Annotated in this window: 12 protein-coding genes; 9 read left to right on the forward strand and 3 right to left on the reverse strand. The window is 41.4% G+C overall.

Annotation, left to right across the window (positions count from 1 at the left end; genetic code table 11):
• Positions 1–15: 15 nt before the first annotated feature.
• From JO154_RS26420 to JO154_RS26430, 3 genes are read right to left on the reverse strand one after another with little or no spacing between them, the layout of a single operon-like run.
• On the reverse strand, positions 16–582 hold the full coding sequence (locus tag JO154_RS26420) for a hypothetical protein (protein ID WP_291952194.1): 567 nt from the start codon (positions 580–582) through the stop codon (positions 16–18).
• The gene (locus JO154_RS26425; protein WP_291952196.1) at positions 579–3,557 is read right to left on the reverse strand and encodes a hypothetical protein; all 2,979 of its coding nucleotides are present in this window, start codon (positions 3,555–3,557) and stop codon (positions 579–581) included. Before JO154_RS26425 ends, JO154_RS26420 begins: the two co-directional genes overlap by 4 nt.
• A 50-nt stretch (positions 3,558–3,607) precedes the next feature.
• On the reverse strand, positions 3,608–5,863 hold the full coding sequence (locus tag JO154_RS26430) for a fibronectin type III domain-containing protein (RefSeq protein ID WP_291952198.1): 2,256 nt from the start codon (positions 5,861–5,863) through the stop codon (positions 3,608–3,610).
• Positions 5,864–6,386: 523 nt separating this feature from the next.
• On the opposite strand from JO154_RS26430, the gene JO154_RS26435 reads away from it, so the two are divergent.
• The 9 genes from JO154_RS26435 to JO154_RS26475 form a co-directional block, all read left to right on the forward strand.
• Positions 6,387–7,991, forward strand: coding sequence for a tail fiber domain-containing protein (locus tag JO154_RS26435; RefSeq protein WP_291952200.1), 1,605 nt, complete (start codon positions 6,387–6,389; stop codon positions 7,989–7,991).
• Between the two features lie 92 nt (positions 7,992–8,083).
• Positions 8,084–9,925: a tail fiber domain-containing protein gene (locus tag JO154_RS26440; RefSeq protein WP_291952202.1), complete on the forward strand. Its 1,842-nt coding sequence runs from the start codon at positions 8,084–8,086 to the stop codon at positions 9,923–9,925.
• Between the two features lie 441 nt (positions 9,926–10,366).
• Complete coding sequence (locus JO154_RS26445; protein ID WP_291952204.1) at positions 10,367–12,532, forward strand: hypothetical protein; 2,166 nt, start codon at positions 10,367–10,369, stop codon at positions 12,530–12,532.
• A 9-nt stretch (positions 12,533–12,541) separates the two neighbouring features.
• On the forward strand, positions 12,542–13,618 hold the full coding sequence (locus tag JO154_RS26450) for a hypothetical protein (RefSeq protein WP_291952206.1): 1,077 nt from the start codon (positions 12,542–12,544) through the stop codon (positions 13,616–13,618).
• Between the two features lie 54 nt (positions 13,619–13,672).
• A complete protein-coding gene (locus JO154_RS26455) occupies positions 13,673–19,348 on the forward strand; it encodes a PA14 domain-containing protein (RefSeq protein ID WP_291952208.1) in 5,676 nt (1,891 codons plus the stop codon).
• A gap of 11 nt (positions 19,349–19,359) precedes the next feature.
• Positions 19,360–19,827: a hypothetical protein gene (locus JO154_RS26460; protein ID WP_291952210.1), complete on the forward strand. Its 468-nt coding sequence runs from the start codon at positions 19,360–19,362 to the stop codon at positions 19,825–19,827.
• A 29-nt stretch (positions 19,828–19,856) separates the two neighbouring features.
• Positions 19,857–23,348, forward strand: coding sequence for a hypothetical protein (locus JO154_RS26465; protein WP_291952212.1), 3,492 nt, complete (start codon positions 19,857–19,859; stop codon positions 23,346–23,348).
• On the forward strand, positions 23,338–24,087 hold the full coding sequence (locus tag JO154_RS26470) for a hypothetical protein (RefSeq protein ID WP_291952214.1): 750 nt from the start codon (positions 23,338–23,340) through the stop codon (positions 24,085–24,087). The genes JO154_RS26465 and JO154_RS26470 overlap by 11 nt, the downstream gene beginning before the upstream one ends.
• Before the next feature lie 4 nt (positions 24,088–24,091).
• On the forward strand, positions 24,092–25,642 hold a 1,551-nt coding region (locus JO154_RS26475; RefSeq protein WP_291952216.1), incomplete at its 3' end, for a DUF6443 domain-containing protein.

Genomic DNA, 25,642 nt, shown 5'->3' on the forward strand with positions numbered 1-25,642 from the left:
CGATTAAAGCAGTAACTAAGAGAAATAAGAATAGAAATAATAATCAAAATTTCCTTCCTGTACCCGACTAATCAGATTATCAAATTGTTCTTTGTAAAAATCCCAAAACTCGATATACTCATCATATTTGTCACCAGCGGTAGCTTTATAGTAATCATCAATAATATATCGCGCCTCCTTTCGGTATGGCATATTATCCTGTTCCTCATTACGGGAAGTTAAGGCCAATGCCAAATACCAATCTGCTAAGCCCAATGCCTGATTTCTATTCAGCAAGTAATTGTATTCATATTTTTCAAGTTGGATGTCATTTTTCCAGTCGAAATTCCTGAAATAATAACCCATCATTTGGGCCAATAGAAAGCTCGTTCTATTCGTCCAATTTTCGAAAAGTAGAGAAAAACCACTCTCTGGTTGATCAGGGGATTCAAAAAACAGCGCATCGTATATGCTTGTTAATTCCTCAACGGTGATATTTTCCGGAGATCCCAGGTACTTTTCTTTGACTGCTATGAAATCTTCTGGAAGACTTTCGAGCAGTTTCCCCTGATTTATTCCAACTATTTCAATACTGGCACTCATTTTCTTAATTTTCTTCTAACTAATTCGACAACACCTTGCAGCAACTCATCCTGGGTCACGCCTAAATCTTCCGGTGACAATCCATCTATTTTAAACTTTGAAAAATCTGTGTCCTTTCCGATGTATTCCTGGAATTCTTGCATAGACATGAATTTTTCCGTATTACTCCTTGCATCCAGGTATTTTATCTCAGCTTTTTCGATTCTGTCACACAGTTTTTGCGGCCAACCTAGATTCTTTACCATATAATCTCTTAATTCATCTACTTTCTCTGGCAATTTCGCCATATGTGTCAATGCCTTTTTATCCTTCGTTCTACCTTTTGAAAAATACCCTTTATCAAATTTAATAGTTACACTCCTATCAATTCGTTTTGCTTCGCTATTTAATATAACTGCATCTACCTCAAGTATTCTACCTCCAACTTTCTGGCCATTAGCGTCACGGAAGATGACATCTGCACCCATCATTGCGTTTTCTTGCGGTAGCAAATTTCTAACAAAGTGATCTCTTGCCGGCAACTCTACTATATCTCCTTGGTTATAAAAAGTAGCGTCTCGAAGCTTCGCCATAGCCTCGTCAATGTGCGCTGGATCAAGGAAGATTTGTTCTATTTTTTCAGCCTTAATATTTTTAACAAGGTCATTTATCACCGGCTCCATATCCGCCAATTGTGCCTGGGTAAATTTCTTAAAGATGCCAGTAGGGCCATTAGGTACCCCGCCACCTTCTTCATGTCCATTACCACCATCGTTACCTCCAGGACCATCTCCGTTACCACCGTCATGACCACCGTTACCACCATGATCCGTTACTGGCGCATGATCTCCGCTCTGTTCCGCCTTACCAAATACTTCTAGATTCTCCTTTGTTCCATCGGCATTTGAAATGATCCCCATTTTGTCGCCGTTGGCAGCTTCTACGTCAGCAAACTCGATCTTCCAGGGACGCGTTTCATCCATGTATCTGCGATAAGCCGACTCTCGCATCCGATACCAGTTACCATCAGACAATTGCACTGCATAGCTAGGCTCTACTACCCAGTTGATAGCCTGCCAGACCTCCTCATTAGATCTCCTTACAACGATTTCCAGATGGTGTTCCGCATTCAGTATTACTCTAGCCAGGCCATTCTCTGCCAGGTGATAAATGCCTAGGGAAGCCCTGCTAACACCACGTGTAACAGTGTACGCATATTTGACAAATTTACCACCAAATTTTATTATATGAGACAATGGGTCAATTGCTTCTAGGGCTTCGGCCAAACTGGCCAATTTCCCTACCTTCACGAATGCTATTGCCAAGGTGAAAATATTTAGGGCATCTTCTCCTAATTTTTCGGCAATAAAGCAAGGGTTACCAGAATGACTTTCGTATAGTCCTTTGAAAAAACCTTCTATTGATATCACTATCCCTTTAGGCATACCGTTAATCCCGTCATACGAATACCATTTCTTTATCAGATTGACACCTGCATCTTTCAATGCGATCAACTTATCTGGATCTGTCATGAGAGATAGTAGTTTTGCTCCACTAGCTACTAGTTCCACTGAACCATTCCAAGCGCCACACCAGAAAGCAAATCCCATTCTCCCCTGCCCAAATTGTTGTTCTGAATAACTTCCAAAAGGAATCCAACTGGTAGCTGGCTTAACTACATCATCGAGTAGCCCCAATGTAACATAATTAAATACCCTTCCAGGTAATGGGTTATAATCCTGGTCTGCTGGATCATAAAATCTCGGCGGCACCTTCAATTCCTCTATCAATCCTGTAAGGCCGTCAAACATTGCTACCAAAGGATTGAATTTCAATTCAGGCAGATCCGGCAGAATACTGGCCAGTAGGCTGAGATACTTTTTACTTTCTTCCTGTAATGGTACATCCTTACTATATCCAGACTTATAAGAAACCGATCCGTCTTCCCCGAAATGTACCCATAAGGCAATTTCCATCGGACCAGTTGGGGACGCTAAATACGATGACGCGTAGTTCAGTAGATGTGGGGCGGTTTTCCAACTGGTGATGAAAATACGGCTCTTGCATTTATTTCGTTGTTGCGCCGTTTGCAACTGAGAAAGTATATCTTGCTTTTCCGCTAAACTTAATCCACCGCTGTAATCAAATAATGCCCTGTTCACATCCTGTGAAGGTGGCATCTCATCTCCAGGATTCCCTGCTGTGGCCTTGGACGCTAATTGCCCGAAATAGGATTTAACGGTAGGCTTGAATTGATTTTCCAGCTTGATAGGTGGTGCCGTTTTGCTTTTGAATGCTTCATACAAAAGTGCTGGATATCGCTTTAGGTAATCAAAAGGATCACCCATGGAGATCTTCTTGGAGGCAATACTCGCATTCACTTTAGCCAAATCTATTTCGTTCAGGCCTTTGGAATAGGCCTCTCCTGTCATGTAGGCTTTAAACTCCTTCTTTTCCAGCAGCAGGATTTCACGTCCAAGCACTACACCAACTCTGTTTTTAAAATCAGCTTCGCCGAAACCTGCCCGCTCAAAAATTTGGTTTCCCAAGTCTTTGATTTCGTCCCATACCCTTTGCTTCAGGTTTTCATTGGTATAGGGTTTCAGATCGTATAAATCATCAATTTTCGCATCTTCAGGAATTTCTTTCGTCAGATTAATAAACCAACTATTAAATACCAGCACATATACTCCAAACTGGTTACCATTACCATCTGCCTTATTGATATTCACCAGGGATTCATTGACCTTTATTTGTTGGTCATTCGTAAGAATGGGCAACCCATAAATAAGACTATTGGAAGCAGCATTTAGTTGCTCTATATAGTTGCCTCCGCCATCAAATGTTAGCAGATACTGGTTCTTTTCCGGTGTCCCGTTAGCGTTATTTCTCTCATTGGACGCCATCAGAGAGCGGAGCTGGCTAGCTCCCTCTCTGATCATCATTTCCCGACGAAGGCTGTCTTTTAATGAGGTACTGTATACCGAATTTGTCAAAAAACAACCTACTATTAATGCTATTAGCCTGACCCAAAACTTCATATGGCTTAGTGTTTTTCAATTAATTTTAATAACCAATCCATTACAGACTGCTTAATAGCAGTGACAGTAGTGTTTTCATCTTTCTTTTCTCCTGACAGGTAAGTTGTTGCAGGCTTTCCATCCACTTTCAATCCAGCCACCACTTTCTTATCCTTGGCTTCATCTTTATTGTTTACCAGAATAGAAAGGATGGTACGGATGTTCTTTTCCTGTAACAGTTCCAGGTATTTGTCGATATCCGCATTACCGGTACCGGTTGCCTCTTTCGAAGCATCTACTACCTCCTCAATCTGCTGTGCGAGCAGGACAATACCGTCATTGTTGGCGTTATTGTTTTTTTGGATACTCTTGTTATTCGTCTGGATTAACTTATCTAACGCGGCTTTCTTGTCATTGAATAACTGTGTTTCATTAGCACCATCGGCTTTACTTTGTTTCTCTTTGGCCAATGCAGTTACCGCCTTACGATATATTCCCAGCAACTCTTTTATCAATTGTTTTATTGCTTCAATACCTTCCTTAACGGCCTTCAAACCTTGTCCCAAATCTTTCCTTATCTTATCTCCCATGGTGGCACGGTCTTCAGGGGTCATGCCAGGATACATGCGCTGGTATTCCCTCAGTTCTTCAAATTTGCTTTGCAGCTCTGAGAGCCTGTCGATGGAAGTCTCGTCCAGATCATCAAATCCTTTTATCCTTTCAATGTCTGAAATGAATGCATCAGGGTTGAGAGAGAAGAGTTTTTCCACGGAAGTATCCTTGACGATGTCATCTATCTGTTTCAACAATTTGTCGATAGCACCATTAAAATCAGCTTCCACTTGTTGCCTGCTTTCATGGCTTAAATCCATCACACCATCATACATCCGCTTATCGGTGTTAACCCGGATGTTATTGAAGGTGACTCTCAGCTTTTTAATTTTCAAGAATGGGATGATATCAATATAACCAGTACCCGTATACGCATCACCAGTACTGCTGATACTCATGATGATTACCCTGAAATCTGCTGCCCAAATGGTGTCTTGCACCGCAAGTGACTTGACATTGGTGGTGTTGGTTATCTTCGACTGATTTGGATTCATACCGCATACAAAATCGCCACTGGTCATGGTTTCATTAGGCATCGTGAAAGATGCTATTGGAGAATAATCGCCGTAGCCCCAAATACATTGTGCCTTCACTTGGTATTCATATTTTTTACCTGGCTTCAAACCGCTGATGGTAATTTGTGGTTGGAAGGAGTTATCCTCATACCATTGAGAAGGGTTATCGCCAGCCTCTCGGTAACGTACCGTATATCCTTGTTGTGAGGTGGTACTCGCCCAGGTGAGTTTCAATTCGTTTTTACCTGCAAATGCAGCAACGATCTGCTGTGGCACACTACATTTTTCGCCATAAGTGAATTTCACTGCTTCACTGAAACCATCATTCACAAACATATCCTTACCATCTGCTTCTATGGCCTGTACTTGTACGGCATAATTATTTCCTGGGGTTAGTGCCGGTTCCCCAGCGCCATATACTAGCATTGTTTGGGGGGTGATCACCTCATATATGGGACGTAGTGTACGCAAAGCGTCGTTAGGGTCCCTGTCTGCCGGAATCATTTCTACCAATCTAAATTTATACACCACATTGAATGCAGCATTCATGGACGCAGTATGGCGTGGCATCCATTGAAACATCACATTCTGCGGATCCATGGCATCTACCTTGGTATTGGCCATCGGTAAATTAATAATTGGTGGATAGCTCAAGAAGGTGGCCACGATAGCGTTTCCTGGGTTAGAAATAACAGTATTCCTTGTATAGTCGAGCACCTCTATGGTAAACTTGTATATTCCTTCTGGTAGCTTCGCCCCATTTTTAGTAAAGGCATTGTTATCTAGGCCCTGGATAAAGAGGTTTTGCGGATTAAAATAATCTGCTAGTTCCGGCCCACTAATCGTGGTCATTTCACCACCGTTTAAGATAATAGGTGGCACATAAAATCCTGCTTTACTCTGGAGTGTAATACCAGGTCCTTCTATTTTCAGCCTTAGCCGACATTTGTAATTAAATTCGGTGAGATCTTTCAGCAATAAATGCACTTGCATACGCTGTACATCCGCGGCGGAATAATCGCTCAAATAAAGGCTGTATGGCGGATTCAGTTGCATATTCACCAGCACTGGGTGATTGGTCTGTGCTATACCCTTCATCATTAGCAGGAGCAAGCAAATAATACAGCGCATCCGTTTATACACGATCATCAACATGATTTAAGAATTAAAAGTAAAGTCCGGTGTGGCATCAGTTCTGAAATAAGATGGCTGATAATGTACCCTCCGGTAATCTGAAGGCAAGATCCTGGTGGCCGCTGGCATCCGGATTTATAAAACAGGCAGCGGCATAGGGCATGAATAACAGGTTACTTCCCGCTACACAAGGAAAAAGGGCATAGGATATTCTAGGTCGATGCAAACAATTAAGTATTTAATAGTGACTGGACTTCCAGTAACAGAAAATGGCCAAAATTTTCATAAATATATATATAAAAATATAAATTATAATATTTTATATGCTTTTAAACAGCTAGATAAGAATTAGATGGGATAAAGGTGAGAGGCCGACGGTACTTATATAATGGGGTATGCAAATAAACAAATAATAGTTGTTAGAGAGACACGTGACACTTGCATATTTTATCATGCTAGCCAGCCGTATCCGTGTCTCCCTATATTTGCAAATTAATAGCAAACATCCTACATTCGCCGCCGACCATAATACCCACCCTATACGATGAAATTATTTTTTAGTACTGTCGCAGCATTGTGCCTCACTACCACTGTTTTTGCCCAGAAAATTTACCAGATCCGTGCCGATAGTGTACGCATCTACAACGTTTGTGATACCGCCGAGTTAATCATTGAAAACAGAACCAAAGATTCTATTGGTTATCTTTTTAACAAAGGAGCTGGCCGTACAGAGTTTCGGCGGATTCGCCTACAAAAAGTGGGGAATACCAAAATTGCTATCATAGGCCAAGATACCCTGGATCTAGCCACCATTCCAGGTATTGTCGGTAACGGTAACGACTATATTAAAAATCAAGAAGCGGTAGACCAATATGCGGCCTTCCGTATTAATGGAAAGGGAATATTAGGTGTACTAGAAGTAAACGACGGATTGCCAGATCCTGATACGAGGAACTACGCCCCCTTTGGCGTCACGCGGCCATCTACGGTACAAGGCAACTTAGCCTATATCGCCATGACCAGATATTCCCAGAAAGTATGGCAGTTGGGTATCAGTGATGCCAATAATTTTATCATTGGGAGCCCCACCGGGTATGGTACCCGAATGATGTATCCGGCATTGAGCATTACACCATTGGGAAATGTTATGATAGGCGAAAACTACAGCCTGACAGAAAAACTAAATGTGGGTGGTAATGCCTCCTTTGGAAGACCTGGTATTACAGGATTCACAAAGCTGGAAGAAGGGGTAGCGCCTGCCACTGGCTCTCTTGGGTTCTATACCACAGATGGTATAAGAAGAGGGTATATTAATTTCGGTAATAATAATATCAACTACGTACTGGAAGATACCAGTGCAGGAAAAACTAATAGTCATGCTTTCTACGGTCGACTTACCATGGCAAACCATAAAAACTACAAGGCATTAGCCACCAATCAATATGGAGAAGTAGTAGAAGGTGCGAATAACTTTATCTTGAATAAATTTTCAGATACCCCTATGGAGGGGAATTTCAACATTTCCGGTATTGCCAGATCTGCTGCTGCAGAAGTAGGTGATGCGGAAATATTATATGATACCTTTTGGTACTCCCCTTTTGGGGTTACACGTGCCAAAGGTGGGGATCGAGCCTACATATCCATGACCCAGGCTGGTATTCTGAACTGGGCACTTGGGATCAATAATGATGGAGAGTTAATCATGGGGCCTTCCAAATCATCAGACGCTACCCTTAGAAGGGAAATGTATCCCCGCGTACATATCAACATGGTCGGAGACATAATGGCGCAAGGAAATGTACAGGCCACCAGTTTTTTCCAGACCTCCATGAGAAGTTTGAAAAAAGATATTCAGCCTATCCCCTATTCCGCGTTGACAGTGTTGAATAAAACACAGGTAAGAACATTTCGTTTCAAAGCCGATACTACCAATAAAATAAATGTTGGGTTTATCGCGGATGAAGTACCGGAGGAAATCGCAACGCCGGGTAGAAAAGGAGTTGACCAGGCAAGTACAGTAGGCTTGCTGGTCCGCGCTGTACAAGAGCTGTCAACAAAAAATGAACAGCTCGAGAATGAAAATAAAAAATTAAATAGTACCTTGGCCGAAGTACTGAAAAGACTCGAGTCACTCGAAAATAAAAAGTAACCGAATTTATTCTGACTGTTCGAAGCGCTATTCCTATACCTTTTGTGGCCGAGCAGTTTGTTAATCGTAGTATTAGAAAGTAGAAAACTTCTATGAAAAAATGTTTGCTGTTACTATTACTGGGAGCCAGTAGTAGTGCCTATGCCCAGAAAGTATACCAGATTCGAGCCGACAGTGTTCGTATCTACAATGTTTGTGATACCGCCGAACTTATTCTTGAAAATAGAACTTCAGGTGTAAATGGCTACCTGTATAATAAAGGTAACGGCCGTACGGAGTTCAAAAAAATCAAACTACAACAGATAGGCAATTCTAAAATCGCTATTGTCGGACAAGATACGTTGGACCTGAGCACCATGCCAGGAATTGGTGGCGTACAATCTATTTACCGAGAAGGAGATCAGATTAAATATGTAAAAAATGGTGCGGTATACGCCATAGATGCCCCCGCAAGTGAAACCCTCGCAAGCGTTACGGCGAGAGGCGCCACTTCAAATGCAGATATATTGGTAAATAATTCCATCAGGTCTTATCGGGCAACTGTACTAGAAGATACACTATATGCCAGAGGAAACTTTGAAGCTAGAAGTGACGGCTTTCCATCATATGGTTTTCACCGACCTGGAAGCTCAGCGGCTGCCATCTATCTGGCAGACAAAGACCAGTTGCGCATCAAGAGCCATTTAGGTCCGGATGGACTGATTTGGCATTCTGCAAACGATGGTGCAGGTTCTGGCCTCGATGCAGATGTGGTACGTGGCATGGCGCCTGTAACCAGTGCAGACCCCAATTCTATTGTGGCCAGGGATCAAAATGGATTTATCTTTTCCCACTATTTCAATACCCATGCGCCGCTGGAGTACGAAGCAAACATTACACGCATTTTTGCAGGTTATGACGGTTATATCAGACCTGTAGATGTTAAATCTGTACGTAGGTTTCTAGAAATGCCACTCACAGGTGAAACCCTTGCTAGTATTACTGCGAGAGGTACTACTTCAGATTCCAGCATTCTTATAAACAATACCATCAGATCTTCCCGACAAACCATTTTCGGAGACTTCCTCTACTCCGCTGCCAACTATGAGGCAAGAAGTAATACCAATCCTGCTTATGGTTTCCATAAACCTGGCGTATATGGACTAGCACTATATCTCTCAGACAATAACCAACTGAGAATAAGAAACCATTGGGGACAGGATGCATTACTCTGGCACTCCGAAAACGATGGCGAAGGTTCTGGACTGGACGCGGATCTACTAAGAGGAAGATATCCAGATGTATGGGGTTATGCCAATACGATCGCACTCAGGGATCAAGAGGGAAACTTGCAGTTTGTAAATGGACAACAGCATAGTGGAGGTTTATACTGGGGATTTAACTCTGATGAATGGCGAATATTTGTGGAGTCTTATCAGGATACGCCTTCCGGCAATCTAATATTTGAAACTAGGGACAATGGTGATGAAGGCTGGCTGTTTAGAAGCAATGCCACTGCCGGTCCTGGACTGAAGGATGTATTGAAATTCAACAGAGACAACCTCAATTTCGGTTCCGTTTTTAACCTGGATGCTGCTGGTAATATCAACACCTCCGGAAATATGTATGCTACTTCTTATTATCAGACTTCTTTGAGAAGTCTTAAAAAGAATATTGCACCGCTTTCTTATTCTGCATTAGCAGTTTTAAATAAAGCGCAGGTTCGTTCTTTCCAATTCAAGGCAGATACAACTGGAAAAACCAATATCGGATTTATTGCGGATGAAGTGCCGGATGAAATGTCTACTCCTGGTCGTAAAGGTGTAGACCAGGCCAGCACCGTAGGTTTGCTGGTAAAATCCGTACAGGAATTAAGTAAGAAAAATGAAGCGCTCGAAGAAAAAGTAAAGCGATTGGAAACATTGATTGAAAAGCTAGTCGCCGAAAAAAAATAATTTACCCATTGGACTAAGCTTGGTCTGTCGCTAAGCTTAATCCGATGGCATCATGTCTAAATATATTTTTTATGATACCCAATTATTCATCTGATTAAGCAATGGTGCAACCATTTAGACATGGTTGTTCCCACCTTGATAAATTAAATTCAATTATTTTTTTCAGCAAGACCCTCTGTAGCCTTGGGGTTGCAATAAATAATTGATTTTCATTTTGAATTTAACAGGTATTACCTAATTTTGTCGCGGGTAAAACCTATATTTTAAAAAAGACGACCATCATCAGTTAGCCCGATTGTTAATGTTGTGAGAGCCGTAGCCATAATAATATTATCCCTATTATCTATCCTAGGAGCCAACGCGCAGGTAAAAAAGTTTCCGGAGGCAAAAAATGCGATAGATACTGTGTGCTACTTAGCACATACAGATCGTTGTAAAACAATGATTCCAATCCCTGTGACCATATATGCTGGACCATTAGGGGATACCCGCTTGCCCAGTATAAGGGAACGTAAGCCCATGGCCCCTTCTCCAGTGGTAAAACGAGATCCATTCCTGCAAATTCATGGTAACGTAACTTACGATGGATATTATCAATCCAACAGTGATACGCCATACCTCGAAAAAGATATTTATCAGCATACCCTAACAACAAACCTGGATATCACAGTTAAAAATCAGTATCCATTACACTTGGCATTCAGCACCAGTAAAGGGAATTCTGTTTTGTTTCGCAATCTTACCGGTATCAATCTCCATTATACCAACAGAGATTTTAAACAGATGCTAATGGATAAAGCCAAAGGTTGGGAAGCTGGAAAATTGAAACAGTTGAAAGAACTGGATACCATTAAATCCAAGCTAGACATTGGCTGGACGCAATTACAATTACTGAAATCCTGGTTTAACTCGCCCGCCCAACTACAACGAATGGTGGAGGCGAAAGAACACGATTATAATTTGCGGTATAGAGACTCGCTCCCTGTGGATATAAAAAGTTTACCACGTTACGCATTCGGAAAGGTTTTACAACCCTTGGCGGACTTAAAGAAAAGCCGGTTCGGAGGCAGTGATAGCGCGGTGGCAAAGCTTCGGAAAGAATATGAGGATAAACAGCACCAGTTGGACTCAGTACAATTAGCCTACGATAACTTATTGAAATTATATAACAAGAAAAAAATTGCAGTCGGTAATAAGAAAGCGTACTTATTGGGTGCGTTGCAAAACAGTAAGAATGATGGTGAACTAGTATCTGAGTTATCAAGTATGAATTTGCCTGATTCTGTTTTACCGCCAGGATACAAGCTGCTCCTATCGATGAAATCCATAGGAATCGGCAGAACGATGGTGGATTACAGTGAACTTACCGCCAAAAATATCAGTATCACAGGCGTACAGGCCGAATTCAATCCCTCTTGGTATCTTGCCTTCGCGACGGGTGCTGTAGATTATCGGTTCCGCGACTATATCGTCAATGCGAACCGTCCTAAACAATACCTGAATATCATCAGAGCCGGTGTAGGACAGAAAGAAGGCAACAACCTTATTCTATCTTTCTATACAGGTAAAAAGCAGGTATATAACGTTAACACGGGTACGCCAACAACGGGTACTGTAGAAATGCCAGACTACAAAATCATGGGATTATCCTTGGAAGGTAGGTGGCAGATCAACCGCTATAACTATGTGATTGGAGAAGTAGCCAAATCTTCTACCCCCTATTACCAGCGAGCTGCCAGCCACGAAAGCGTAGGTGGAAGTATGATGCAGTTCAACAGCCACCACAACGAAGCGTTTTCAGTAAGTACGTTTAGTTATATACCCAAAACTGCTACCCGTATATCTACTATGTATAAACTCTTAGGATCGGATTTTCAGTCGTTCAGTTTGTACGCTAGTGGAAGTCAACAAATAGTTTGGTCATTGAAAGCCGAGCAACCGTTTTTCCATAAACAGTTAACCCTTATTGGTAGCGTAAAACGGAATGCATACAACAATATTTTTGATAGCACCAATTATAGTAGCAAAACGATTTTCAAAAGCATCCAGGCAACTTTCCGTCGTAAAAACTGGCCGGTAGTTTCTCTCGGATATTTCCCATCATCTCAGCTCACCAAAACAGAGAATGATAGGTTTATAGAGAACTTATTCTATACACTGGTAGGTACCGCGAGTTATTATTATACCCACAAAGGTATTGGCATGAACTCCATGTTATCTGCAACCAGGTTCTATAATAAGCAAACGGATTCCAGTTTCGTTTATTTCAACAGTACGAATGTCCAGTTCATGCAAACATTCTTTGTGAATGCCCTGACCCTATCCACTGGCGTTTCTGCAGCCGTTAACCAAGAGTATGCTTTATATGGAGCCGATGGCAATGCACAATACCGAATAAATAGATGGCTGGAAATTGGTGGTGGTGTGAAATATAACTATCAAACCGTTTTTGAGAATAAACAAATGGGCTATTCTGGAAATGCAAAAATAAGTATCCCTAAAATCGGCGAATTCGGACTGATGGCAGATAAGGGATTTGTTCCTGGTGTAAATAAACAACTCGTTCCAAATAAAACAGGCCGTTTAACCTATACTAAAATATTTTAAAAGTACGATATGAAGAGGACCTTATACCTCCTGTTAATGTTACTATCCTTTCGTTCATTCGGACAAGTCACGATGACACCTCAGCTTCCGCCTGCGGGGATATTGATGAAAGCCCAGTTGTGGAATATGATCCTGGTATCTGGCTCACAATCGCCTGTTAGTGTACAGGTAGCTGTCCGCCTGATGGATGCGACCACCAATCAACCCCTCTTGACGGGTATCACCAAGGAAATTGTACTGACGCGAGGCGCCAAGCAATTACAGGCTGGAGATTTCATGCCAATACAGTATGAGTATCTGAGTAACAGTATTGATCGCAGTGCCAATGCCACGCTTCCTGCAGGAAGCTACCTGGTATGTTATAGTCTGATCCTGTCAGATAATAAACACCAGCAGATTGGAGATGATTGTGTTCCATTTGTAGTGGAGCCTGTGAGTCCACCTGTATTGAACATGCCTGCAGACGGTAGCTTACTGGATACTCGTGCACCGCAGTTTACTTGGATCCCTCCTGCCCCATTGAATATGTTTACCGATCTAAATTATGATATGGTGATTACTAATGTAAGAGATGGGCAGTCGCCGCAGGAAGCTATTCAGCAGAACATTCCTGTTTATCGTGGTAGATATCTGAAGAATATTTTTGTTAACTACCCTACTTCCGGTACCCCACTGGATACTGGCGTAAACTATGCCTGGACGATCACTGCCCGTAACGGTGCTTTATTTGCGGCGCAAGCAGAGGTATGGACCTTTAAAATAAAAGGTATCGACAAAAAAGTAATTGATAATAACAGTGCGTTTGTACAGTTGCGTAGAGAGCTGGATGCAGCCGTTGTAACGGTGAAAGGCTCCGTGAATGTGGTGTATGTCAATGAAGCAGGCGATAACAGTACCCGTTATGAGATTATCTCTTCTGAAAATAATACGCAAGTATATAACAATACCATATCCCTGGAGAGAGGGGAAAACAGGATAAACTTACCACTGCAAAGAGTAGGATTGAGATCAGGAGCATCTTATTTGCTGCGACTGAGAAACAGCCGAAATGAAACTTGGCAGTTAAGATTTATCTATTCAGAATAACCTGTATTCTAAGTAAAAAACGAAGTCCTTATACCTATTAAACATAGAAAAGAAATGTTGCTGACTTTTGGAGAGAAAAAGAAGAAAGTAATAGCTATTGTGTTGTTGACTACCATGTATTTCCAGGCCATTATTCCTGCTTATGCATTAGGCGGAAGCAGACATCCATTGGCTGCGCGAATAATAGCTCCCCCATCTGGAACGGTGAATGCGAATCCTTTAACAGTAAATATGCCTGCTGCTGCAACACGCGAAGAGGTAAATACTGCGGCTATGGCTCCCAAGGCCATGGAGAAATTGGATGGTGGTCCAACGCAGCCGGAATTTGCCACGTATCAACCTGTAGGCGCTACTAATATGGTGGACCTGTTTACGGGAGATTTTAACTACAATATTCCCTTGATAGATGTGGATGGTTATCCGCTGTCTATCGGATACAGTGGTAATGTCAATATGTCCCAGGAAGCTAGCTGGGTAGGCCTTGGGTGGAATATCAATCCTGGTACCATTCAACGTAACATGAGAGGTTTACCGGATGATTTTGACGGGACAGATGAGGTTAAAAAGACGATTAGTATAAAACCTAACACCACAGTTGGTGCAGGCTTAAGGGCCTCCTTTAAAGTATTTAATCAGGAATTATTTAAACCAACTTTAAGTTATTCTCTTTTTAAAAATAACTACAGAGGTTGGGGTATGGAGATGGGAGCGAACGTGAGTATTAATGCCGGAGAGAAAGCCGTAGGGCCACTTTCAGGAGGATTAGGTATTTCCAATAACAGCCAAGATGGTCTTTCCTTTAATCCCTCTATAGCTTTGACTTACGGTTCAATTTCATCTAAGGATAATGTGTTTAGTGGTAATGTGTCAATGGGAGCAAGTTTCAGCACGCGTAGTGGTTTAAAATCAACGCAATTCTCAGGTGGAATGACCATGTCAAAGAGGACCCAGGAGATTGCAGCACGCAAGCGTGCTGAAATCACAAATAAAGAAGATAAACGAATACCTGGTTTGGAAAAGATCATGGAACATGGCATTAAGGGGCAGGGTATTTCAAGCACATTAGCCAGCAATATTTCATATGCCTATCCATCCTCCATACCATCTTCCGGTTTACCTTATACCTCCTATTCATATAGTGGTAGTTTTGATTTAGGTCTGGAACTTTTTGGAACTTTTAGCTCTGTAGGTATAAATGGTTATGTAAGCAAGCAATATATTGCTCCTGGAGATACTTCAAAATCTTATCCTGCCTATGGGTATTTCAACATGGAAGGTGCTTCGAAGAACCCGCTTGCATTACAGGACTATAACCGCGAACGTGAAATTCCGATGAAGGCCTCCATCCGAAATATTGGTTTGCCATATTATACCCCGGATTTGTTCTCCATTAGTGGTGAAGGCACAGGAGGTATGTTCAGGGCTTACCGAAACGATATAGGATATGTGAATGATGTACGCATGACAACTAAAAGTAACTCCGCAAGCTTCGGGCTAAACGTTGGTACTGCGTCACTTATTCATCTCGGCGCTGATGTTAATGTTATCAATAGCTATTCTGATGACAGAGCCTGGACAGACCTCAACAGAATGGCTGAAAATACCAAATTTACCAAAAGTGCTGGCTTATATGAGTCCTTCTATCTGCGCAATGTGGGTGAAATGGGAAAAAGTGATCAGACGTATTTCGATAAATTTGGAGGTACAGACATCGTTGTTCCTGAACTGAAGGGTAACAATACAAAAAATATCGGAACCACTGGCAATCTCTTAAGGTATGTAGGTGGGTCAGTAAGGGAAAAAATCCCTGTTACACAGGCCGCTACCTCGCGTACAGATCGTGCAAAGCGCTCGCAGGTGATTACTTATTTAAGTGCTGACGATGCCAGTAAGGCTGGTTTCTCTAAATATATTGAGAACTATGCTATTAATACGTATCCTATTAATTCATGCATCAATGTACAGGAGGATATTGGAACACAACAGGGCTTGGATGCTGACTTTTATTCTTATGAAAACATAGATCCTAAGAGATTCCTGAAACGTTATCACCTAGGCAATTTTGTATTTAGAACGGTACCTGAGTTAAAAAAGCTTAATTATATTAATGAACAGTTAAACACCAAAGATGATGATCTTCCTCATAATGAGAACTCCTGGTTTTCGTTCAGAGCAAAAGGAAGATTCCTGGCACCATTTACAGGCATATACAAGATACATGGTGAAGTGGATGATGAGATGAAGGTCTCTTTTAATGGTGTACCATGGATGCATGTGCATTTTGGTGAAAGGAAAGATACCACCATCAACCTGGAATCCGGAAAATATTATGACTTTGATCTTTTCTACAATAACGGACCTGATGCTGGTAGTCTTTTATTCACGATGATATGCGATGGAAAAGCCGTTGACATGTCAGCCTTTTCTGTTATCGATACATTGGTACAATATAAAATCAGTGACTCCCTTGTACTGGAGAAAAGGATTAACAACTTCCGTAAGAAGAACCACCTGTCAGAAATCAATGTGATGAATCCTGATGGGAAGAAATATATATACGGTCTTCCTGTATATAATACTTATCAAAAAGAAGCAACTTTCTCTGTAGAGCAATCTAATGGTAATACAAACACCGGTTTGGTAAAATATACTCCCGGTGAAAACGATGCCACAATAAATAAATCTGGTAATGAGCGTTACTATTCTGCGGAAGAAATTCCTGCATATGCTCACTCCTTCTTGTTGACAGCCATTCTGTCGCCTGACTATGTCGATGTGACTGGTAATGGTGTTAGTGACGACGATTTTGGAACAGCTGTTAAATTTAACTATACCAAGGTAGCAGGCATCAATAATCCTTATAAATGGAGAATCCCTTATTCAGATAGTGCTAACTATAATGTTGGTTTGAGATCTGACTTCACGGATGATAAAGGCAGTTATGTTTATGGTGAAAAGGAACTGTGGTACTTGAACTCGATTGTATCGAAGAATATGGTGGCGACCTTTAAGCTGGAAGACAGACCCGATTTACAACCAATCACTGTGACAGGGCAGAAAATTCCTAACAGTGGCTTGCCTAAACTCCTTAGGGAAATCAACCTGTATACCAAAGCCGAGTTTTTGAAAAACAAGAAAAATCCAATACCTGTTAAAACCGTTCATTTTGAATATAGCAATGATTTATGTCCGAGCGATAATCAAGGTAAGGGAGGTAAACTAACACTGACGAGGATATGGTTCTCTTATAATGGAAATACCAATAAGAGCTTGGAAAAAGCAAGAAGAAATGGTTATGCGTTCTATTATAATAAGAACAACCCTAAGTTCGATAATCAGTCAACAGATCGTTGGGGAACCTATAAAAATGCGAAGGACAATCCAAATTTCACCGCATCCAACCCGATTACGAATTCAGAATACCCTTACGCATTACAAGATAGTAGCGTAATGGCGTATAATGCCGGTGCATGGTTACTGGATTCTATAAAGCTACCTTCCGGTGGAAGAATAAAAGTAGATTATGAGAGTGATGATTATGCCTATGTACAACATAAGCGTGCCTGTCAAATGATGCCAATTGTTGGTTTGGCTAATAAAAAACCGACTAGCGAAGGAGACTTAAAGAACCATCTGTATGATCGTGTAGGTTTACAAGTTCAAGATAACCATTATGTAGCCTTCAAGGTGCCAAAAGCTGTAAAGACGCCAGCAGAAGTTTACAACACCTATCTGGCTGGATTAAATGATACCATATTCTTCCGTCTGAATGTGAATATGCGCGCAAATCGCTTAGGTAGTGGCAGTGAATACATTCATTGTTATGGTTACTTAGACCGTAGTGATTATGGTGCTATTGGAGACGGATCAATGATTTACATAAAACTTAAATCTGTAAAAGTAGATGGTGATGAAGGTGGATCCTATTCCCCACTGGCAAACGCTACCCTTCAATTCTTGAAAACATCATTGCCATCAAAAGCATACTACAAAACAGATGTAGGTGATGACCTCGACGGCCCTAATGCCCTTAGATTACTTACTGCCATGGCAGGAACTATTGTGGATGAAATTAAGGGATTTTCTACTGTAGCGAGATCGGAGAATACCGCCAGAGACCTTGACCTCTCCCGTTCTACCGCCCGACTGAATAATCCTTTTTATAAAAAATATGGTGGTGGTAATAGGGTTAAACGCATTATGATTTATGATAACTGGAATGCTATGACCGGACAAAAGGAATCTAAATTCGGGACAGAATACAGTTATACAACAGATAAAGTAATTGATGGTAAACTCACTACTATTTCCAGCGGTGTAGCAAGTTATGAACCAATTGTAGGAGGTGAAGATAATCCATGGCATTATCCACTTACCTATAAAGATCATATCGGTAAGTTGACACCAAATGTTGCTAGTTATGTGGAAGCTCCGCTTGGAGAATCTTTCTTCCCTGTACCAAGTGTTGGTTATAGCAGGGTACGTGTAAAAAGTATCGTTCCTGCCAATGCAAGATCTAAAGCAGGATATACTGAAAATACCTTCTATACTGCTTATGATTTCCCAACAATCGCCACCTTCTCCGAAATCGTTGGTGAGCAAATGGATGCTTCTTATACTACCAAGTTGGGGAATTTGCTGAAGATTAATGCCAAACGCTATATGGCTAAATCTCAGGGATTCAAGATCGAATTGAATGACATGCATGGCAAACAAAGAGGTGTTTATAACTATAAGGAAGGAGATTCTATACCTTTCTCTTATAGTGAATACCGCTACAAAGTAGATAATGATAATGCGGAACAAAAGCACCTGAACAACAGAGTCTTAGCAATTGATGAATCTGGAACCATTGACTCTATGACGCTGGGAATGGATATGGAAATGATGATGGATAACCGTCAACAGAGATCAGTAATGAGCGGGATGCTAGCAAATGCTGGAATAGATGCCTTCTATATAGGACCATACTTCTATATGAACTATGGTGGTATGTTCCTTCCTCAAGGTGAAGAATTAATGTTCAGATCATCCGCCCTCACCAAAGTAATCAACAGACGAGGCATATTGGATAAAATTATTGTTACGGAAAATGGAAGCAAGGTAACAACCAATAATATGCTCTACAATGCCGAAAATGGCAATGTGCTACTGAGTTCTACCCAGAATGAATTCAATGATTCCATATTTAATTTCTCCTACCCTGCCGAATGGGCATACGACGGTATGGGAGGCGCATACAAGAATATCAATGCAAAACTGGAACATATCTATATTACTTCTGGAAAACTGACCACAGATCTGGCTCCTGCAACACCAGCATCCTATTTCTCTTCTGGAGATGAACTCCTTGTTTATTCTAAAATGTCTGTTGTACCTAACGGATGTGGGACCAATCTGGCGAGTTTCCCAAGTTACAACCGGGTTTGGGTAGTAGACCTGAATACCATTAACGGCGGCACACCTGATTTTTCCTTCCTGGATGATAATGGCAAACCGGTTTCTGGAAATGATATGACGATCACCGTTATTAAATCAGGTCGTAAAAATCTCAATGCACAGATAGGCGCTGTTTCTATGATGAGTAATCCGATTGAATGGAAATTAGGCAAACCTTACCTGATCATTAATGATACTAAAAAGATCTTGAATGCCTCCATGCAGGAATACAAGCAAAACTGGCAGGTACAGGATCGTAATCAGGTAAAAATTAAATGTGCATTAAACTAAAAATCACTGATATGTATAAAAATATTCTTTATATCATTTCATTCATTCTGATTCTTTCAACTGCCAGTGCTTCGGCACAGCAGCTGGAAGGTACCTGGAAAATCAGCAGAGTAGAACTGGAGAAACGAGATTTCTGGAATAATAATGTACTTGCGCAATGGTCTGTTACAGGCGATAGTATTAATCACCTGAGCGTTCCCATTCTGTCATCCTTATCTTTTGCGGATTCCACCTGTATTACCACATATGGCCCTACTTTCAATACCTGGACTTATTCGCATACACCGAATCAGATCACATTGGTAGCAAGGTTTAAGAGTTCAGATAAGGATGCATCACCAATGCAGTTATCATACGATTATAATTTCGATGAGAAAAACTATCTACTGCTAGGGCCATTAGTAGTGAGTTACACCGATAAATCAAATGGGCAGCCAGTGAAGATTGCCTATCGGTGCAGGTATGTATTAAGTAAATAGTGTAACTGGTTTTAATTATTCAATTGAGAATGATGTCATTAATCCCTAATACCAAAGGAATATTCAAAATATTCATTTCAGTTTTTATACTGAGTTTTTTATCATTAAGTGCATTTAGTCAATCTTGTACAGACTGGGCAATTACGGCAAAGATAGACAGCGCCTCCTGTTTGGCAGATGGTAAAGTCGCCGTTAAACTCACTGGTTTTGATGCAAATAGTCTAACAAGTGTACTTTATTACCTTGATCCTATTGGTTCAACCGGCGGAACAACCAAACCGGGGCAAACCAGCGATACCTTGAAGGATATATTACCTGGGATCTACAAACTTAAGGTTACGGCCATCTGTTCCAACCAACCTACTAGCAAAGAAATGACGATAGAGGTTCCTGGTAGCTATGCTGCAAGCCTAGTGTACAGCGCTAGAATTAGTAAAGACGTAACAGGTAAATGTGCTAATGGTGCGATTCAATTCACTATCACGGGTGGTCGTATGCCATATAGGCTTCGCATATTAAAAGCGCCTGCAGAATATACAGGTAGTAAAGAAATCAATGTTAAAACGAATGTATTCCTGTTGAGCTCTTTGCCTAAGGGGGATTACGAGTGCGATGTATTGGATACTTGTAATGTCAGAAATGGTACCATGAAAACCACATTGTACCCATACTTTTCTGGTGAAGCTTCGAGAGCATTTACCGGGACAGGTGATTGCGACGCTATCATTGGTGAAGGCTACAGCGCAACTTGGAACTTTGATGACCCTAACTATTTTGTTAGATTGACAACTAAACTAGGCAACAATATAACTACACCGGAAAAGATAATTGCAAAGTACATGTATGTTTATGATACAATCATGTTACCAGCCGGGAAAAAATTGAAGGATTATTATGATTCAATTTATACAAGAATTATGACCAATTCCTGTGGAGATAGTTATACCGCTACCTCAAAACTGATCCCTCCCAGTGTGAGTGCTGTTGCTATTGTTCATAATTGTAACAATACCTTTAATTATCAGGCCTTCTATAAAATAGGACAAGATGGCATCGCTGTCTGCTGGCCAATCACCCTAACGCTGACAGACAAAAATGATAATTCGAAAATATATAGCTTCATTGCTCAACAAAACAACTCTGGTGGATGGGTGACAATAAAGAATATTCCGTATGGTAATTATTTTGTGACCATGACCACTGCTGATGGTACACCACTTATAACTCCCAATAGAGACCAAGGTCCACTGAATAGCAATTTAGTGGTGACGCCCCCTCCAATCCGTCAGTTTTCAATCAGTGCAGAACCTTCAGAATACAATAAGATGGGGTACGACAGGTTAGCTCAATTTAGGATTCTATCTACTACTGGATTCCCTGCGGGTACTAAAATCACCCTTGATTATCCCTTTTCACCTACTGTAATAACGAATTTCCCTGATGGTTCTAGTAACACGTCTATAGCCGTTAGTCCGCAAACATCTGGAGTGTCACCAGGTTATTATGTGGTAAAAGTATCGACTCCTTGTGATACGACCCTCCTTCCTGTCTGGGTAACTGAATCAGATGTATATCGTTATTATGGCTACATTAGTACTGAACAATCCTGTGCAGGATTAAAAGTAACAGGTACCGTATGGGCGATTAAAGGTGATCAATATCTTAAGGGCTATTATTCACTTTTTGGACCTAATATTAACACCTCTCCCATCCTAACTGGAAGTTATTTCACCCTTACCACTCCAGGTGATTATAAGTTTATAATGGGGGCTAACCAATTTAACGGTTTAAGTGGAAATGAACAGCGATTCACCTACAAAATAGATAACATTAAAATCGATACAATTGCCGGTTGGGTTTGCCCTAATGCGGCAGATAATACAGGTCGCATTTTAATAGTGGCATCTGGTGGTCCGTCTCCAGGCAAATACACCTATTCCCTTGCAGAAGACGGTAATTGGGAAAAAGGTCCCTATCTGGAAGAAAAGGATAACGGTTTCTTTGTAGGTAACGCTACCTACAAATTAATGAAAGGAAAAACATACCAAATTAAAGTCAGTAATTGTGAGGTCTCCTATCCACAATCGATTACTATTTCGGAATTCCAAACCAATCAGTTGATTACAGGAGAAAATACACTATTCTGCCTCGGAGATAAAATCAAACTGAAAGCCAATAATCTTCCACTTAAAGCCAAAACCTATCACTGGGATGGCTTGGGCATTGAAGGGAATAATACACGCGAAATGCAACAGTTGACAATAAGCAATGCCAGTTCAACAATTGGTGGTACCTATACGGTAACTATCAATACTGATATGTGTAATAACCCTATTGTAGCGAGCACGGAAATTAAAATGGCGGAATCATATCGTTTATGCTACAGTACTGTTACAGATACATTTGTGAATCCTGTAAGAATAGGCATGTATGGTAACTGGCACCCATCCAAATCTTATGTCTACTACGGACAACGTGATGGAGCCCCTATTGACTCCCTCACCAATATCCGTAAAGACGGAACCTACTCCACCTTTGCTCCTTTCTGGCAATCTGATGCTGGTAAATGGAAGGCTCAATATGATACTGCCAAGTGGGTATGGAATGCAGAAAGTACCATTTTCAACCTGAAAGGGTTTGAACTGGAGAATAAAGATCCTTTAGGCAGATATAATGCCGGACTATTCGGGTATGCAGATGCGCTGCCTGTAGCAGTGATACAGAACAGTCGTTATTCGGATGCTGCCTTTGATGGATTCGAAGATTACTTCATGAGCGCTGGTAATCCTTGTGAGGATATGGTTTGTGCGGTTGGCCGTCATTTCGACTTCTCCGATTACAAGGCGAATATCGATACAACACAGCATCATACCGGTAGATATAGTATGCGCGTAAATAAAGGAAGCAGTGTGGGACTTAAAGCCCCTGCCCTCTTAACGCCTCCTGTCTTCTTAGCGCCTACCATCTCCTATACGAATACTGCTTGTGGAACAAACGTTTTGAAAGATATCCGCGTGAATAAGGATATTCTTATTCCAGGCTTTACCCCTGTGACAGGCAAACAAATGCTATTTAGTGTCTGGATAAAAGAGGAACAACCTTGTAATTGTACTTCTTATAGCAATACGGAAGTCATGGTCTACGTAGGTGGAGATGATTCGGTAAGAGTGGCGGCTTTAGCCAAGCCGACAGGTGTTATTATAGACGGTTGGCAACGTTACGAACAGGTAGTTCGTCTGGCAAAAGGCGCTACAGGTATCAGCTTCTCCGTTAAAGCCATTGGCAATACTAACGTTTATTTCGACGATATGAGGTTCCATCCTTATAACGCCAACATGAAATCGTATGTATATGATGCGCAATCATTACGATTGATGGCAGAATTGGATGAAAACAATTACGCCACCTTCTATGAATATGATGATGACGGCACCCTAGTACGCGTGAAGAAAGAAACAGAAAGAGGTGTTAAAACTATTTCAGAGACCAGATCAGCATTGCTTAAAGAAAATGAACAATAACATTAAATATATTTTGCTAAGCACCGTATTATTTCTTGCTAGTTTGTCCCTAAAAGGACAAACTAGCACAGATACAGCGGCATTGTTTAAGCGCATTCGAGAAATATATACCGTCAATAAGGCTGTTCCTATTTCTTATGATTTTACAATTTTCTACCTACAGGATGGAGATAAACAGGAGGATAATGTGAAAGATACCATGTTTAGCCACATAGAACTCGACGGTATTCGAATGCATACCAAGTCAAAAGAGGTGGAAGTTATGCAGAACGAAAAATATATCATCTCTGTTATTCCTGATCAACAACAGATGATGGTCGGCAAAACACCTGTAAAACCACAGATGCCTGCCTATGAAGCGCTTAATAATGAACTTCTATCAAAGGTGGTAACAAACTGGGAAGAACGCACGGCGGATAAAAAGAAAACACTGATGGTTCGCTGTAATCCTGAAATGGGTATTACCAGTTTTGAATTTTCAACCGATGTCAAAACGGGAAGATTGGAGGAGATCAAAGTAAAGTTCCCTAAGGCACTCCTGCCCAACCAGGAAACTGAAAATACAGGGCCTTCCAGAACACATACCGTCATTAAATATATTTTCTCAAACTATCAACCCATATCACCTAGTTTTCCAGGTTTCAATGAACGGAATTACTTTGATATAGTAGAGAAAGAATATGTTCCTGCCGCTGCATTTAAAGGTTATCAGATTTTCTTAGCATCACCGAATCTATAGTAAAATGAATTACTATTTTAAAAGGTCCCTATCCTTCCTGTTACTGACAGGCATCTTGTTGTTTTTAACTCAATACTCCCAGGCACAATCCAAGAGTATCATTATTACCCGCACCTTAGACGGCGCCAAAGGCCAATTACAGAATGACTCTGTGATCAGCATCCAGGATAGCCTGTACTTTGATGCCAGTCTTAAATCCAAAATCGATACCCCCTATAAGGTAAGAAACATCATTACCTTTAAGCTCAACGAGTATTCCTCCCGTGCACTACCTGTAAAGTTCAATGCTGCCCTAAAAGTACGCATCATCTACACCACCCCTAAACTGCAGGTAGATTCGGTGGACAAAGAACTGACACTGAACTATGACACCGCACATCCCTATGTGCTGCGTCGTAGCTTCATCTTTGAAAATGCACCTGCTGTTAGTGTAAAGGTCCTCTCCTATACCACGGATGCACCTAAAAATATCCTTCCTGCGCTCATGCTGGAAAACGCCATGGAAGTAAATCCATTGTTTAAAATGGATCCCATGACAGTAGCATTAAGCCAGATGCGTATAGGAAAATTCGATGCTGCTAACGCAGACGAACTGCCCGTGAACTGGCCAGTAGTATTCGGTGCTAATGCCTATGACCTCGAGTGGACCTATATTGATTCCTCCGCCATAGAAACCGGCAGGTATGGTACTCCCATTAACCCAGATAAATTATTTGAAAACAATGCTACCAGGGTAACCGTGGCAGGTACCAACTATGCCATCCCCTTGATGTACGATCATGAAGGTGCCATCTACTTCCGCTTCCGCCCCGTGCAAGAAAAACCTGCATATGGCCGTATTACCGGTAACTGGAGCTCCCAATACACCGGTGGCCTCGGCTCCTATGCCTTCACCGGCCATGAACGACTACTCAACTGGCAAGCGCAAACCTCCTTCGCAGAAGAAGGTAAACGAAAAACGATCCTCAATTATTTCGATGGTTCCCTCCGTGGCAGACAAACTGTTACCAAGGATAATACCACCAACACCATCATTGTAGGTGAAAGTATTTATGATTACCAGGGACGCCCTGCCTTACAGGTACTCCCCGCCCCTACTCTGAACACCATCATCAAATATACCAGACGGCTCAATACAGATATTAACGGTGCCGAATATACGCCGGATCAATTCGATTATCTAAATAAACCCGCTGATATCCTCACCCAACACGCCCCTGTGATGGGAACAGCATCTGGTACCGCCCAATATTATTCTCCCGCCAATCCTCAAAGAGACAGCGGATTTAATAAATTCATTCCGGATGCAGAAGGTTACGTCTTCTCTGAAACTGCCTACACATTGGATAATACCAATCGGGTACGTCAACAGGGAGCTGTCGGTAAACAATATACCCTCAACGGTGGTCATGATATTGTCTATACCTATGGTACTCCTTCCCAAGAAGATCTCTATGCATTATTCGGTACAGAGGTAGGCGACGCCAGTCACTATTTCAAAAATACCGTCACCGATGCCAACGGACAAGTTTCTGTTACCTACCTGGATATGCAT

This window comes from Chitinophaga sp. (assembly GCF_019236475.1).
In the GTDB taxonomy this organism is placed as follows: domain Bacteria; phylum Bacteroidota; class Bacteroidia; order Chitinophagales; family Chitinophagaceae; genus Chitinophaga.

Coding starts and splice junctions, on each gene's coding strand:
- JO154_RS26450 (WP_291952206.1), top strand. CDS start 12,542: ATGAAGAGGACCTTATACCTCCTGTTAATGTTACTATCCTTTCGTTCA.
- JO154_RS26430 (WP_291952198.1), bottom strand. CDS start 5,863: ATGTTGATGATCGTGTATAAACGGATGCGCTGTATTATTTGCTTGCTC.
- JO154_RS26435 (WP_291952200.1), top strand. CDS start 6,387: ATGAAATTATTTTTTAGTACTGTCGCAGCATTGTGCCTCACTACCACT.
- JO154_RS26440 (WP_291952202.1), top strand. CDS start 8,084: ATGAAAAAATGTTTGCTGTTACTATTACTGGGAGCCAGTAGTAGTGCC.
- JO154_RS26420 (WP_291952194.1), bottom strand. CDS start 582: ATGAGTGCCAGTATTGAAATAGTTGGAATAAATCAGGGGAAACTGCTC.
- JO154_RS26455 (WP_291952208.1), top strand. CDS start 13,673: ATGTTGCTGACTTTTGGAGAGAAAAAGAAGAAAGTAATAGCTATTGTG.
- JO154_RS26470 (WP_291952214.1), top strand. CDS start 23,338: ATGAACAATAACATTAAATATATTTTGCTAAGCACCGTATTATTTCTT.
- JO154_RS26445 (WP_291952204.1), top strand. CDS start 10,367: ATGATTCCAATCCCTGTGACCATATATGCTGGACCATTAGGGGATACC.
- JO154_RS26460 (WP_291952210.1), top strand. CDS start 19,360: ATGTATAAAAATATTCTTTATATCATTTCATTCATTCTGATTCTTTCA.
- JO154_RS26465 (WP_291952212.1), top strand. CDS start 19,857: ATGATGTCATTAATCCCTAATACCAAAGGAATATTCAAAATATTCATT.